The sequence below is a fragment of the Microbulbifer sp. ARAS458-1 genome, assembly GCF_045348205.1.
In the GTDB taxonomy this organism is placed as follows: domain Bacteria; phylum Pseudomonadota; class Gammaproteobacteria; order Pseudomonadales; family Cellvibrionaceae; genus Microbulbifer.
This window is the reverse complement of record NZ_CP155838.1, coordinates 1339575-1354979: the sequence shown is the minus strand read 5'-3', so window position 1 is coordinate 1354979 and position 15405 is coordinate 1339575. Positions and strand designations below refer to the sequence as shown.

Below are 15405 nucleotides of genomic sequence, written 5' to 3'. Positions count from 1 at the left end.
ATGCTGAACCCGGACAAGGCGGTAAATTGTTAAAGAGCTGATACCTTAAACGCGACAACTACGTTGACAGATACCGGACGCATGCCGCTATAAGGTTCAGGAGCGAACCAGTGACGACGCCTGCCCGTTCAACAGCCTCTACTGGCATTTTTTAATGGAAAAGCGCGAGGCCTTTCAGAACAACCCACGCATGTCCATGATGCTGCATCAGCTCGATAAAATGCCCGAAGCGGACAAGCGGGCCCTGCGTGCCCGTGCCCAGCAGATCATTCGCGACCCGGATGCGTTTTAGGCGAAACCTTCCTATCACCGCCTAAAATACAGGCGCGATTTCCCGAGACAGGGGGCACCGCCGATGGCGAAATACTTCAATATAATGTGAAAACAATGAAGCAGGCTCGTTTGGAACAAGTTTTCCCATACGCCGATTAAACCGAATTACCCGCATAGCCATATGCCTGTATAACCATAGGTTTTAACAACAATGACTCAGCCATCCACATCACCGGACAAAACCTGGGTGACCACCTACGATGAATTTGTCCAGCAGGTAGATTATTCGTTAATGGATAGCCTGAATGCCGACCCAGACGCCACAACGGATGGCGATGATCACCGTGCGCGCCAAGTTTTCTCCGGGCACTTCGTGCCGGTAACACCAACACCGATTGGACAGTCAGAATATGTCGCCCATAGCCGCAGTCTCTTTCAAGAACTAGGGCTCAGCGACGAACTTGCCCAAGACCCCGAATTTACCCAGTTATTCTCTGGAGATATCTCCGCAGCCCGTGCCCCAATGCGCAACTTCGGCTGGGCAACCGGTTATGCGCTATCAATTTACGGTACTGAATATGTCCGACAATGCCCATTTGGCACCGGCAATGGGTATGGTGATGGGCGGGCCATCTCCGTGTTCGAAGGGGTATTTAACGGGCAGCGCTGGGAAATGCAATTAAAAGGGGGCGGCCCCACTCCGTATTGCCGCGGAGCCGATGGGCGCGCGGTACTACGCTCGAGCGTACGTGAATTTCTCGCACAGGAGTATATGCACGCGTTGGGTGTACCGACCTCCCGCTCATTAACCCTGTATGTGTCAAAAACCGACACGGTTTCCCGCCCCTGGTATTCCGATCATTCCAACGCATTTGATCCAGACATTATCACCGAGAACCCGGTAGCGATATCAACACGTGTAGCGCCTTCGTTCCTGCGTGTCGGACAAATTGAATTATTTGCCCGCCGCGCCCGCAGCCATGCGTATGACAATGCGCTTGAGGAGCTGCGCATGATCGTTATGCATTTGATTGCCAGAGAATACCAAGACGAAATCGACCCCAGCCTCAACTTTTCAGATCAATTGATAGAATTAGCACGATTATTTCGCCAACGCCTTACCGCGTTGGTCGCCAACTGGCTGCGCGTTGGTTATTGCCAGGGAAATTTCAACAGCGACAACTGCGCCGCTGGCGGCTTTACGCTGGATTATGGTCCATTTGGTTTTTGTGAAGTTTTCGACCCCGAGTTCCAACCCTGGACCGGCGGCGGCCAGCATTTTTCATTCTTCAACCAGCCAACCGCCGCAGAGGCGAACTTCCACATGTTCTGGACGGCCATCCGCCCACTGCTCGCGGACGACAATGAAGCGCTAGAACGGCTGGATCAAATACGCCGTGATTTCCAGGAAGTAATGCAAGACCAGTTGCATCGCATGTGGGCAGCCAAGCTCGGTCTCACCGAGTTCAACGTGGATCTGTTTAAGGAACTGGTGACGCTTATGAGTCGCTCAGAGGTGGATTACACCATGTTCTTTCGTGAGCTATCCCAAGTACCTGAAGATATTGCCCCATTGAAAAAAAGCTTCTATGTCAAAACATCCTCTGACATCGACGAAAAATGGCAGTCCTGGTTAAGTAGCTGGCGCGATCTCGTGTTGACCGGTCATGACTTATCGACGGCAGCCGACAAAATGAAACGCGTCAATCCGAAGTATGCGTGGCGTGAATGGCTGATTGTCCCAGCCTATCAACAGGCCACGCAGGGTGATTACAGCCTGATCAGGGAGCTGCAGGAAGTCCTGAGCCACCCTTATGATGAACAATCAAAAGAGATCGAAGAGAAGTACTACCGCCTGAGACCCAGAGAGTTTTTCGATGCGGGTGGCGTATCACACTATAGCTGCTCATCTTGAGCGGAGAATTTTTGAAGCCGATTTTCTGGGACCTCCCTAGTGAGCAGTAATGAGTCGCTGCCACAGCGGGTGTCCGTTAAAGCGGGGGAAGATCACTTGTCCGACAGCAGCGCTTTGTTATACGGAACTTGAACTAGCCTCATGCTGCCCTCATTCGGCCGGAAGCGTTCATTCACAAAACTCCCAGAAAATCATAGTTCTGCGGATCACATTCGTTCCTATTGACTCTTAAGTGCGAAACTTAATATTAAATACGGTTTAAATATTGATGTTATAACTTGATAATTTCACCTTCTCGCGCTAATTTTTTTCCCATAAGACTTTCTTTTACCTTAGTCACATCGGAAGTATAAATCACATGAGCTAGGCTATTCTTCGCACGAGTAGATGTGACATAAAATAATCGTCGGGTTCGATCCAAACCAGTTTCTTCACCTGCATCCCGTTTTTTTTGGCTTGCTTGAGAAAGCTCCTTCGCGCCAAAATACTGCTCGTAGGAAAATAAGGACCCGCCAGCTTCATCATCATCCATGACAACCATTACACGCTCGAATTCGTTACCCTTCACGCCTTGGTGGGTTCGAAAAATTGATTTCTCATCGATGTAGTCTTTATAGTTTTTGATCTGGAAGAAACCAGTCTCCAAGGCTTCAGCCCAAGCAGCAATTTCGCTGTCATCCCACTCCTTAGGTTCTGGTTCACCCTCCGGGCCAGCTCCCGTTTGGCCTGACTCTGATTCAGTCTCTGCCTCTTCTAAATCCGCCACAAATGACTGCAATTTTTCTGGAATTCTAAGTAGCTTGTGCTCAGCAAGTACTTCTAGAACTTCACGAAAGCTGACCTTATCATTTGAAACCACACCTCTAAACGCATGTTCCGCGGCTCGGGCAAGCGCGAGCGGATCGTCCTTGTTTGCATCAAGCACAATGGCTTCCAACAGCGGAGACTTGTTTTCTCTTAAGATATACATCAATTCGGCTCGTCTTTCCTTCCGGCTCGCCTCAGCCAAAGGAAAAACGATGCTAGAGAAGAAGTTAAGTTCGGCATTTTCACCTTCAGCAATCCGATCTTTAATTTTGTCAGATCTTGAAAGCGTGCCCCAAAGCTCACCAAAGCCAAGTCGACGTCCAGCCATTTTATGTTCCAAAAGTAAGATAGCGGTTTCTTTGGATTGAGTATCTGTCCAGTCCGTGTCACCCGTAATTTCCGCCATAGTCTTACGAATTCTCTCTTCGACTTGGTCTTTGTCTGAAACACCGTGCGACAATAAAAAATATCGAACATAACCTTCCGCGACTCCATCTCGGGCAAACTGGTTACGTTTATCATCCTCACTACGAACTTGATTCCCTAAACCAACGATGCGCCGTGCTGATCGATGATTCATTTTCTTGTCGAAAGTAGTCCAACCACTGGGCTTATTCTTACCCAGCTCAGGTTCTCCCCCGCCAAAGATACGCTGCATCGTATCCCCAAACAGGCCGATAACAACTTTATCCGATTTGGCTTTTTGCAGCTCAAAGAATGCACTAACGACGTCTTTATTAGTATCTTGGCTTTCGTCGATGAATATGAACGGGAATTTATTTACTATGACTTCCGCCATCATCGGTTTGGTGGTCAATAAATTAGAGAAAATCTTCAAAACATCCGCGTGCGAAAGGGCATTTGGGGAGGAGTTTATGCCTTTTGGATCGTAATCGAATGAGCGAGGTTGCGCTAACCATTCCATTTTCTTAGTCAGGCGGGTGATATCCCTTTTTCGGGCATCGGATGCCTTACCTGCACGGCCTTTATCTTCTTTTTCCTTGAGATCTTCTAAATCGGTGGGAATTTTTTCCAAATACCACTTGCGAATGTCCTCATTGAAGCCGCCAATTGCATTCCAGCAAAAGCTATGAATCGTGGAAACCGCGAAGATCGGGTTTTGCTCGATTCGGTCCTTGATTTCATCTGTAGCGTTGTTAGTAAAGGTTACAACGGCAATTTGCTTTCCTCGCCGAGAAAAGTCGCCAGAGTGTTGATTTTTCAGGAAATCCAGAGCATTTTTTAGAGAGTAGGTTTTTCCTGATCCCGCCCCAGCGAAGGTAATAAAGCTTTTTCCTGACCCTATGCGCAGGCACGCCTTAATAGCTTCATCAACATCACTGTCATGATCTATGGGTTTGGTTTCCGCCAAGTAGAATTCTTCTGACATAACTTCCCCCCCTATTCTTTTGGTGAAAGCTGAGCTGCCAGCCATTTAAGGCCATCACTCATGTATTCAGGGGGATTGAAGCTATTCGACTCTTTATCCGCGAGATGGAATAGGCAATCGAAGGCAAAGTCGCCCTTTTTTAAACCTTGCACATATTCATAAAGTGACTCTGACAACGACCTACTGCCATATTCATGGGCCGATTTTGCAGTTTCGAGTTTGGGTTTCTTCTGAAAATACTCTTGGTCAAAATTAGCCAAAATCAAAGCATCTTCAAATGTTCGGGATAAAACCTCTTTCTCAGAAATCTGGGTCGGCTTCTGAAAAGCAACGTAAAGCGGCGCACCTTCGCTTGTTGTCATATGTTCCGTTTTGGGCAAATCTACTAGCTCATCCAACATTTCTCTCTTTGGATGCCAGATTTTCAAAGTATCATTGTTGCTCATTTGATCAGAGTTTCTTTGCGGAAAACAAGACTTCCCGTTGTTATCAACAGAGTCAAGATCCGTCAGCACTAGAGTCGTGACCCCAAGCTTCTCGACTAACGCTTTGTATTTGTGCGTGTGAGCACCGTTCACCTCGAGTATCGAGATGTACCGATTAGATAAATCCGGGAAGCTATTGGAAATGAACTCTGGTACCAGAAGACGCTCTGCTTGCCCCTCGACGAATATAACGCCATCGGCAAAGAAGATGTCACAATGAGTGAGCTTCAAGTGTTTACTTACAAACAAAAGCTCATCTTTCGCATTCGCAAAAAGCTCTGACATGTTTGCAATTGTTGTATGGTCCATTGCGATGGACGTATTTGCATCATTCCGCCGGAAGTAACGTAAATTTTTGAAGTCAATATCATTAATAATATGACTGGAGTGGGTGCTAATCACGAGCTGTGTCTGGTATTCAGACTTATCTATTTTGGTTTTCTTGTCGCGCAGATCTGGATGATTCCGCAAAGTATCGTAAGCTTTCGATACAAAAACACGCTGAACTTGCGCGTGAAGATTAACTTCCGGTTCTTCAAGTAAGACCAGATGAATTGGCTCAATCTGCTCTTCGACATTGTCCCCTGAAGAAGCCGATTTACCAATACGCATCCATTTGTCGCGGAATTCTAGAAGCCTAAAGGTCAGATAGATGAGATTCTGGTAGCCTAGCCCCAGGTAGCTTTCGGGAAGAAATTCTTCATCTTTTTTATCAAAACGGTATCGTACCGATGACGATTTTTGCAACGCATCCGTTCCGCTAATTTGCGCGGAAATTTCAACAGTTGGATTACCACCGATACCAGGATAACCCATACTTTTCAACTCTTCGAAAGGAGCCTCAAACTGATCGTTCAATCTTTTAGTGAAGTCATTTTCTAAATTTTGCTGTTGCCCTAAGACTTTGAGGTCGTCATCCTCTGGGTAATCTTCTGGGTTCAAAATACGCTCATAATAGTCTCGAAGTAACTTGTTGAGCCGCTGCTTTTCTGAATATGGCCCTTTTTGATCTGCGTTATCTTCAGCACCTAGCCCCCGCTGCTCGGATATAACGTCTACTCGAATTAACTTTTTCAAAGCTTCAGATTTTAGCGGCTGTAAAATCTCGTTCGAACTAGGCTCAGCCTCTTTGCTCAAAACGTAGTGCTTTTGCTTTATGAACTTACTGAAGTTCCGGCCTTTCTCTAAGAAATCACAGAGATCTTTAGGCCATAGGCTTACCTCACCTTGATGCTTGGATACTACCGCTCTCGCATCAACAAACTCTCTAAATAGTTTGGAGACATCAATCACTTCATAATTTATGCGAACGGATAGAGCACCACCTTTCCACTCTAGGTCTGGTAGGATGTCACGAACCTTATATGCCTCACTCGCTTCCGCTGTTATCTCGATATCTAAACTAGGCAATAACCTGATAAGAGCATCGGATAGCTTCTGCACTTTCTCGATGGAGGGAAACTCTTCTTCGACTTCTTTACCCAGATTTTGGATGCACCTCCAATTCTTCTTAGATATATCTCTAACCTTGAGATTATCCGGACTTTTTAGAAATGTATGTAGAGCACCAATGCAAGACGTTTTTCCACTATTGTTAGCACCTACAAGAACCGCTGCTTTATCATCAAGCACTAAGGTTACATCGGCTAGCCGCCGGTAATTCTTTAAAGCAAAGGAAGTAATCTTCATGTATCAAAACCTTAAAAAACGGGCCAAAGACAAGGGGACTTACATTTAATATTATTTCTTTTTGCCACTATTCGACCAATGCCCGCTTACGGTAGAAAACGCACATTCGAGCGATTCCGTATAACAGTTTGTTCGTGGGCGTGTGCTTATATGGGAATACTGAAAAGTCTATATCTGCCCACAGAGTATCCATATTTGTTCCCAAACCCGTGAAGCGCTCATATCTGGATATAAACCGCTATCTAGCCACAAAACGATACACACGTCACGCTTGCAGCCCCGAAAATCCATTACACGCAATTACACCGGTTAATTAATCGACCCTCTTAGCCCTAAATGCCACCGCAAAGGGCGGCCTTTCCACTAGTCGGGTTAACGACCGATCAGAAGTTCGCACTAGCCCGCAAATACCAGAACCCGCCGTTAAACCCAAACGGTGAGGTCAGCGCCTGGCGCACGCAGAGGAATTGCAGAGTGCCATTGCCTTCTTCATCCGCCTCCACGTCGAAATATTCTTGCCGCCTACGGCAACGATATAGTTTTCTGCGAAGGTGAAGCGGGCTTCGATGTCGGTGAGGATCTCGCCGCCGTAGCGGGTGGCATTGGAGGTGTCGTTGCCGTTGGCTTCCAGCTGGCCGCCGGTGGATTGCCAATTGCCGTAGCGATTGAAGCGCAGGTAGCCCTGCAATATGCCGCCGGTGTCGTAATCAAACGTGAGGGTGCTGCGCTGGTTGGGAACCTGGTTTTAAAGTTCGAATACGCGGGTGGCGTTGACGGTGTTTGGGGCAACGTTTACGACAACGTCAATGTCCGCGCCAGACCAGGGCAAGCCATTGGGCAATTCAATTGGAAACAAGGCGGGGGGAGGCGAACGCCGGACCTGTCACAGAGGGTATGGAACCGGCAGCTGAGCCTGGCGCCACCTTCAGTGATGGCGCACAGTTTATTGCTTGGCCCGATCAGGGAGGCTGGAAGTGCAGTCAGCGGGCAAGAGGAAAATCAGTGGCTGTCCCGCACCTGATTGATCAACCCTCCCGCCAGCACGGTTGCCACCTCGTCGTCACTCATATTGTGGGTGACCGAGAGCTGCTTCCCGTCTTCCAGTTCAATGTTCACCACATCCCCCGACTGTAACTGTCCGGCCAGATCGCTGAAGGTCAATGGGCTGCCCTGCTTCAGTTTCGCGAGGTCACTGGGTTTGGCGAACAACAGTGGTACCACACCAAAATTGATCAGGTTGCGGCGGTGGATACGGGCCATGGACACGGCGATCACTGCGCGCACGCCGAGAAAACGCGGTGCGATCGCCGCGTGTTCGCGGCTGGACCCCTGACCATAGTTCTCACCACCGATTACAAAGCAGTCGCCGTCGAGCTTTTTCGCACGATCGTAAAAAGTCTCGTCAATGCGGGAAAAGGTGTAGTGACTGATGGCCGGAATATTTGAACGCAGCGGCAGGATATCGGTGCCCGCGGGCAGGATTTCATCCGTGGAGACATTGTCACCAGCCTTGAGTAATATCGGGCCCGTCAGTTTTTCCGGCAGCGGGTCAAAGTCCGGCAATGGTTGAATATTGGGACCTTTTTCCAGTTCAACCGGAATTTCGTTTGAACGGTCTTCCGGCGCCAGCATCAGCGGGCGCATATCGGTCAGTGTGTCCGGCTCGGAAAACGTCGGGTATTCCATCTCCATGTCGCGGGGGTCGGTGATCTTGCCGGACAGAGCACTGGCGGTCGCAGTTTCCGGGCTACACAGGTACACCTGGTCTTCTTTGGTACCGGAGCGTCCGGGGAAGTTGCGCGGCACCGTGCGCAGGCTGATCCGCCCGGAGGCCGGTGCCTGCCCCATGCCGATACAGCCGTTGCAACCGGTCTGGTGCAGGCGCGCGCCTGCAAGCAACAGCCGGTTGAGGTCGCCACTACGACTCAGTTCTTCCAAAACCTGACGGCTCGTAGGGTTTATATCCAGGGATATTTCTTCGGGAACCTGCTGTCCCTCGACCATTCGCGCCGGCACCACGAAATCTCTCAGCCCCGGGTTGGCGGAGGAGCCGATATAACTCTGGTAGATGGGTTTGCCCGCGACCTCACGCACCGTCACCACATTGCCGGGGCTGGAGGGACAGGCAATCATGGGTTCCAACTGTGACAGGTCAATACTGTCGTGGTGATCGTAGTCGGCGCCCTCTTCCGCCTGCATCGGCACAAAATCCTGCTCGCGCCCCTGCTGTTTGAGAAATGCACGTACCGCTTCATCGGCGGGAAACACACTGGCGGTAGCGCCCATTTCCTGGCCCATATTGGCGATTACATGGCGATCCATGGCGGTGAGGTTATCCAGCCCGGGGCCGTAGTATTCAAATATTTTGTTCACACCGCCTTTCACATCGTAGCGGCGCAACATTTCCAGTATCACGTCTTTGGCACTTACCCATGGGGGCAATTTGCCGGTCACCTCCACGCCGATGACTTCCGGCATGACCAGGGAGAATGGAATTCCGGCCATGGCCAATGCCACCTGCAGGCCACCCGCCCCCATGGCGAGCATGCCCATGGCACCACCGGCACAGGTATGACTGTCGGAGCCCAGCAGGGTTTTTCCCGGGACTCCGAAGCACGCCATATGCACCGCGTGGCTGATGCCGTTTCCGGGACGGGAAAACCAGATGCCCCACTTGCGACTGGCACTGCGCAGGAACAGGTGATCATCCGCATTCTTGAAGTCCGCCTGAATCAGGTTGTGATCCACATACTGGGCGGAGACCTCGGTTTTTACCCGTGGTAGACCGAGTGCCTCGAACTCCAGCATGACCATGGTGCCGGTGGCGTCCTGACACAGGGTCTGGTCAATTTTCAACTGCACTTCTTCACCGGGCTGCATTTTGCCACTCACCAGGTGCTGCTCGATCAACTGATGGGCGAGGTTCTTTTTCGCGCTCATTACCTGCTCCTTCGATTTTCATGGGATGGTCAGTTGGAAAATTCCACCCGCGGGGCACTGTTGTCGGTACCAATATAGTCCGGTGCACACTGGATGAAGTCTTCCTGATCGAGCCCGGCCTCAATCAAGAATTTCTGTACATGGCGGCTGCGGCGATTGGCGAGACGCAAGAGCTCCTCACGCATGCCCCGTGGCGGGTCGCGGAAAAACTCCTTCCGTTGAGCTCTATCCGCACTCACCGCCATAGCTTCATGAGGAAACAGTACAGAAAAATCCCGCGCCGTGGATACACCGCATATTCCAGGCCGCGCATTGGGGTTGTCGCGCATGGCTTCCACCATTGCCTCTAACTCTGCTTTGGCCTGTGCACTCAGGGTATCGTTCCCTGGCGCAAACGCAAGGTCGTCAAAATGCACCGCGCGGAATCGCGCCCAAGCCAACTTGGCGAGGCTGTAAAAGCCCACAGGGGTAAAATAGGCAAATAGCGATTCCAGTATCGCGCGCTGCAACAGATCACTGAAAATAAAACTGAAATTGAATTTTGGATCATACAGTTCCCCGGTAACCGGCATATTAAATCGCACGTCGCCATCGCCATCTTTCAACAGCGCCAACGCAAGGCTCAGGGGAATGAAACTTTTTTTCACCTGCAGATGGTCGGTATCCCGCACTCGCCGAACTTTTATTTTCTCGAGTTCCATTTTTGCAAGCGCATCGACCTGATTGTCCTCGATGGCAATATTCACTTCCGCATCCAGTTGCCCCTGTAGAATCTTGTAACCCAGCAGGCGCGCAATATATGGGGTCGCGGGTATCAGGTTCGCCCCCTCCACATACCCTAACAGACTGGCATCCCAGTGACTGCTCTCGAGAAGATTGACCTGGCCTGCAAGGTGCATTTCGCTGAAGCCTCCCGGGCGGGCATTGAACACCAGTAGCGCAGGCGGGTCTTCCGGGTAATTACTCATTCCCTGCAAAAGCAGATTGATACGCCGCACCGGCAGTTTCGCTTCGTACTCTTCGCTGTTATCGAGCCACAGAAAGCGCCCATGATCCACATACAGTTGGCCCACACGATAGCGAAAGCGATTGGCTTCCCGCGCCAGACGGCCACGGACACGCTCATTACCCAGCGACTCCGGCGGGCGGTCGCGAAACCGCTCCCAGGCACCGAGATCCCCAGCCACACCGCGGGCGAGGATGCTGCGTGGTTCCAGTAAATCGATGGTATCGATACTCAGAATTCGGTCTTTTGGAAAATACTCAAACTGGGAAAGACGCAGTAACTGCACTTGCGTATTCCACTGATGATTGGCGAATTCCTGGGCCCGCGGGTCCCGCCGCAGCACTCTGCTGTCGGCCACCTCAGCGTGCAGTAGCCGCACCACCTCCCGGGTAACGGTCAAGCCCCGCGCCTCGGCAAACTCCGTCTCAAGCAGTTGGTCCCCCTTGACGTCGTTTAGCGCCAGAGTGAACAGCTGAGCGATTTCCAGTTGCAGGCTTTGTGCATCGAAATCAAACACGCCGGTTGTTTCCAGGCTTTGCAGATCCAGGCAATAGCGCACACCGGGAATATACCCGGGCGGTACACAACCCTGAATATCACGAATCTGTAAATTCTCAGCGACCAGCTGACGACTGCCGAATCCGAGTTCATCTGCCCGCAAGGTTTCTGCCTGTAAATAGGGAGCGGAGCTTCCCACCACTTCGCCATTTCCCCGGCCATGAAATACACGAAGTCCGTCGACCTGGATATTGCGGAAATAGCGCTGGGGAATACCACTGCCGAAGCGGCTCAAAATGACCCGGTGCTCGCTGGCGACGGTGACTTTTTCGATATCAAAGCATGGCGTCAGCGCTTGTTCATCCCAGTGCACCGGCTTCAGACAGCCGCGGATACCGGTCATGTCACCATCCCTGAGAGAAAACGCATGGGGTGACAGAACCAGACCGTGCACATCGAGACTGCTAAATCCCATGCGCTCGCGATTTCCCTCCAGAAAAACAAAATCCTCTACCGCTATCTGACCGGTGGAGCGGAACGCCTGCTGGGACTTATCCCCGTCTTCATGTTCGAGAGCAAGGCGCTGATTGCCGGAGATCTGCACTTTGCCGATGTTCACGCAGGGCGGGGCCCGGTTGAGATCGACGGCGCCCTGAATGTCCGGTATGCAACCGGAAAAATCCTCGGCCACCAGATCTTCAGCCTGTAAACGCTTGCCGCCGGGCCAGCGCAGACTCTGCCACTGTAGCCGCGCCAGCTGTAACTTGGGCGTCTGGTCTGCGGGGGAAAGCAACTTCAGGTTGTCCGCTTGCAGCGGCCCCAGATCCAGAATATCCGCCGCAGTATTTTGTTCGCCGAGGCCCAACGCGATGCGGTTATCACCGGTCAGGTGCAATTTTTCCAGTGCCAGGCACCCCCCCCAGCGACCGCGGCTCTCACCTCGCAGGCGAGCTGCGGCAAGCCACGCCTCTGGGCCACAGCCCGATAGGGACTCGAGCTGCACATTGCGCAGATTCAGCATTACCGGTTGACCCGGCGCGGGCTGCACCATACCGATGCCCCCGATTCGCAGCTGCCCGAATTCCAGTTGCGGCCGCTGATCAGTGCGCTCTGCAGGCGTCGACATTGGCAGCGAAGCGTGCAGTGCCAGTTGCTGTATTGCCAACCCGGTACCGTCGGAGGATAAATCGCGACCGCGTATACAACGTGGCCACATGGCGTCCGAATCGCCAGTAGTCGGCCAACACAGATCCAGCCGGGTGGCGTGCAGTGAATCCAGCTGCCAGTCGGCACTCGCCGCCCTCCCCCGCGGCAGGTCGATTTCCAGGGAAAGTCCGGCAAGATCGCGCACTTCCGCAGTCAGCTCATTCTGACCGCCGGTGAGAGAGAAGCGCGCCAGCGCCAGCTGATTCAGGTCGGCGCGAAAATGGGCCCGCCGGTAATCAAGCATGAAGGTTTCACCGGTGCGCAGGGTTTCTATCTGTACACAGCGGACCTCTCGCAGACAGAAGTCGGCGCTATCCAGCGCCGCACCCGGCACGTCCAGCTGTGCCATTGTCGGCGCGGACTGATATTTCAGGTTGGCCTTGGGCAGGTGCAGCTGCGTCACCGACAGCAGGGACTCCCCGGTAGCGGTATTGATCTCGGCGCTGTCCAGGCGCAGTTCAGCGGCGCGCATTCCAAACCGGAAAGCGCTGCTTGGCGGCGTGTTTTGCGCAGTGACAGAGCGCTGTCTCTCCAACTGCAGATGCAATGGCTGCTGTTGCTTCAGATTGTGGATATCGAAACAGGCCGCGCGACGCACCCCGCTACCGGGAGTCAGTATTCGCTGCCACGCCATTGGCAGGCAGCCGTCCAATCGCTCGAGCGATACCGCGTCCAGCTCCAGTTCCGTGCTGCTGAACTGAATCGGACTGCCAATAGCCGCACCGGCTTTCCCTGCTGTCGCGGCCGCACCCTCGCTCCGGCTACCCGCGTCAGTTGATCCGGATACCAGCTGACCCTTCTCTCCACTCACCGCCTCACTGACTTCGCCTTCCAGGGCCACGCCGTCCTCTTCCATCACCCACCAGTGCCCCTGCCCCGTGGCGAAATACTCTCCCGGATTGCGCTGTGCTTTACTGCGACGAAAAAGCCCCGGGCCGATACGCAACCCGGTCAGCGCGAGCCCTGTTTGTCGATTGGCGTTGCCGGTGAGGTGATCAGACAACAACAAGCCCTGCAGCGCGAGCTCGCCGAGAATGAGGTAGGGTGATGCGGTGTCGGTATCAGACGCTTTACTGCGCAGAATGAAATTGCCCTTCCCTTCCAGCGCATTCATCCGCCCGCACAGAGGGGACAGGCGCTGAGGCAGGAACCCCTCGGGCATACAGCCGGATAGAGATTTCAACGCGAAGTCTTCGGCGAGAAACTCCCGCTCCCCGGGCACAAGATTCAGGCGCGCCCACTCAAGTTCGGCGAGTTCCAACCGGTGATCGGGCTGTATTGTGTGTGCACCGTCCGCTGAGCCCGATTGCGTTCCTGCAATACGAAAGCTTTGCAGCGACAAGGCATCACTGTGCAGAGCCCAGGTCTGTGCCGGCCGCCCACCGGAGGCCAGGCTCCGTGGAAACTGTACGGAAAAACCTTCCGCCACCTGCAACTGCGACAGGTGGATACATTGATTCGCGGTACCGAGCAGCCCCCCGGGCAAACAGCCGTTGGCTACATCCAGCTGTGCCTGATACAAGCCGAGCTGGCGTGTATCGTTGCGGTACTGCAGGGAACCCAGGCGCAACTGATTCAGGGTCAGGGCGCGCGCATCCTGAACCTTGGTGGCCATATCCACCAGCCTGCCCTCGCTGAGACTGGCCTCGACAAGGTCCACCGCAAATCCGTTGCGCCAGCGAAATTCCGTTGCTCGCGGCAGGTTCAGTACGCCGGCGCGAACGCAGTAGTGATGCGCATCCTCGCGCCACGCATTCGGGCACCACGAGAATCCGCTGGCACCCCCACTCTCCCAGCCTAGTGATTTATCCTGGCGCTGAAAGTCAAAGCTGTTCAGCGCAATGGTCTGTGTATACCAGTTGGGATAGCGCCGATTGCGATAGCGCAGCCGTACTTCCTCCCCACTCAGGCGGTGCCAGGCAATTTCGGATTTTGCCCCAAATGTGAACAGTGCCGAGCCCCGCAGTTCAAGACGGCGGGCTATGCCGCAATGCCCGGCGATGCGTTTTAGCGCAGGAATGGCTTCTGCCCAGCGGTCAGGGGGGCACCCCGCAAACTTGTGCGCAAACAGCTCTTCGGTGCGCAACGCATTGCCCGGCCGCGCAAAGTGGATGTGCTGACTGCGTAAAGCAACCAGTGCCAGAGTCGGGTTTTCTTCAGGGGATTTACGCATATCCCCCTCACCCGCCTCTTGCACCCGACGGCTCAGCCCATAACGGGAGACGTTGTTCGCAAATTCATCCCAGGCCAGCAAGTTTTCCACACGCAGATCCGCGGCGCCGATATCGAATTTCAACGCCTCGCTGGCTTCGCGAAATCCACTGACAAAAAAGTCATCCAGGACCAGTTTGCCAATCCGCACACAGCTGGGACTGGTCCACTGAGGTTTGTGTTGATAGCACACCACACTGTCGCGCAATGTCGCCGCAGTGAGATCAACTCGCCAGTTTTTCGGCTTCTTGTCACCTTCCGCCAGATGCCAGCCACCGATTTCCCAAACCCGACCACGCTTGCCCGGTGTGGACTCAAGATCCATGTAGGCGCCGTCGAGCTCAACCAGTTTGACGTGGATATTCCCCCTTAGCAGGTGCCACCAGCTAAGGCCCAGTGTCGCTTCGCGCACGCGAAATCCCCGCTCATACTGGTTGCGCACCTCCACTCCCTGCAGGTGCGCATGCAACCGGGGCAACGACACGTCTATATGCTGTATCTGGGCTTCCAGGCCATGTTGGTGCAACCACCGCTGCACCTTGCCGGGCAGGTAAATCGACAGAAAGAAGTTAATGCCAGTGATCACCAGCAGAATCGCCACCAGAATCCACATAACGCGATGCACGCCTCTGCGCTGTGCGTCCCTTGCGGGGGATACTGGCGGTAAATCGTGTGGTGAGTTAGACATCGAGGCTCGGCGAACAGTGTATTTCGCGCAATTCTCGCGACCGTGGCGGAATTGCGGGCTCTCTACATTAAAGACCAGTAGCCCGGATCCAGATGTCGCCTGCTCGTACAAAATGGCGATTTAGTGCGGCCCGGTGCCGCCGAATAAAATGAAGCCTCTCTGTCGCGAAAATTCCGGCAGCAAATACCACCGATGACTCCGCTGAAACCGTGCTATTCCACCAACCACCGTTACACTGATTATATTTCAATCAAAACGGCACAGAGACCGGCCGTCGCAAAAGAAGCTGCGGTGGGC

At 53.1% G+C, this 15405-nt stretch carries 7 protein-coding genes; 2 read left to right on the top strand and 5 right to left on the bottom strand.

Annotation, left to right across the window (positions count from 1 at the left end; genetic code table 11):
• Window positions 1-154: 154 nt before the first annotated feature.
• The gene (locus AAFH99_RS05405; protein ID WP_406828894.1) at window positions 155-292 is read left to right on the top strand and encodes a hypothetical protein; all 138 of its coding nucleotides are present in this window, start codon (window positions 155-157) and stop codon (window positions 290-292) included.
• Between the two features lie 192 nt (window positions 293-484).
• Window positions 485-2188 carry a protein adenylyltransferase SelO gene (locus AAFH99_RS05400; protein WP_406828893.1) on the top strand — a complete coding sequence of 568 codons (1704 nt, stop codon included), beginning with the start codon at window positions 485-487 and terminating at the stop codon, window positions 2186-2188.
• Between the two features lie 271 nt (window positions 2189-2459).
• Here AAFH99_RS05400 and AAFH99_RS05395 read toward each other — a convergent pair whose 3' ends face one another.
• From AAFH99_RS05395 to AAFH99_RS05375, 5 genes are all read right to left on the bottom strand, one after another.
• Window positions 2460-4385 (bottom strand): UvrD-helicase domain-containing protein, encoded by a 1926-nt coding sequence (locus AAFH99_RS05395; RefSeq protein WP_406828892.1) that lies wholly within the window; start codon window positions 4383-4385, stop codon window positions 2460-2462.
• An 11-nt stretch (window positions 4386-4396) separates the two neighbouring features.
• Window positions 4397-6559 carry an ATP-dependent nuclease gene (locus AAFH99_RS05390; protein ID WP_406828891.1) on the bottom strand — a complete coding sequence of 721 codons (2163 nt, stop codon included), beginning with the start codon at window positions 6557-6559 and terminating at the stop codon, window positions 4397-4399.
• Between the two features lie 442 nt (window positions 6560-7001).
• On the bottom strand, window positions 7002-7247 hold the full coding sequence (locus AAFH99_RS05385) for a hypothetical protein (RefSeq protein WP_406828890.1): 246 nt from the start codon (window positions 7245-7247) through the stop codon (window positions 7002-7004).
• Between the two features lie 311 nt (window positions 7248-7558).
• Window positions 7559-9499, bottom strand: coding sequence for an aconitate hydratase (locus tag AAFH99_RS05380; RefSeq protein ID WP_406828889.1), 1941 nt, complete (start codon window positions 9497-9499; stop codon window positions 7559-7561).
• 29 nt (window positions 9500-9528) lie between these two features.
• Complete coding sequence (locus AAFH99_RS05375; RefSeq protein WP_406828888.1) at window positions 9529-15108, bottom strand: DUF748 domain-containing protein; 5580 nt, start codon at window positions 15106-15108, stop codon at window positions 9529-9531.
• Between the last annotated feature and the right edge of the window lie 297 nt (window positions 15109-15405).

Coding starts and splice junctions, on each gene's coding strand:
- AAFH99_RS05375 (WP_406828888.1), bottom strand. CDS start 15,108: ATGTCTAACTCACCACACGATTTACCGCCAGTATCCCCCGCAAGGGAC.
- AAFH99_RS05395 (WP_406828892.1), bottom strand. CDS start 4,385: ATGTCAGAAGAATTCTACTTGGCGGAAACCAAACCCATAGATCATGAC.
- AAFH99_RS05405 (WP_406828894.1), top strand. CDS start 155: ATGGAAAAGCGCGAGGCCTTTCAGAACAACCCACGCATGTCCATGATG.
- AAFH99_RS05400 (WP_406828893.1), top strand. CDS start 485: ATGACTCAGCCATCCACATCACCGGACAAAACCTGGGTGACCACCTAC.
- AAFH99_RS05390 (WP_406828891.1), bottom strand. CDS start 6,559: ATGAAGATTACTTCCTTTGCTTTAAAGAATTACCGGCGGCTAGCCGAT.
- AAFH99_RS05380 (WP_406828889.1), bottom strand. CDS start 9,499: ATGAGCGCGAAAAAGAACCTCGCCCATCAGTTGATCGAGCAGCACCTG.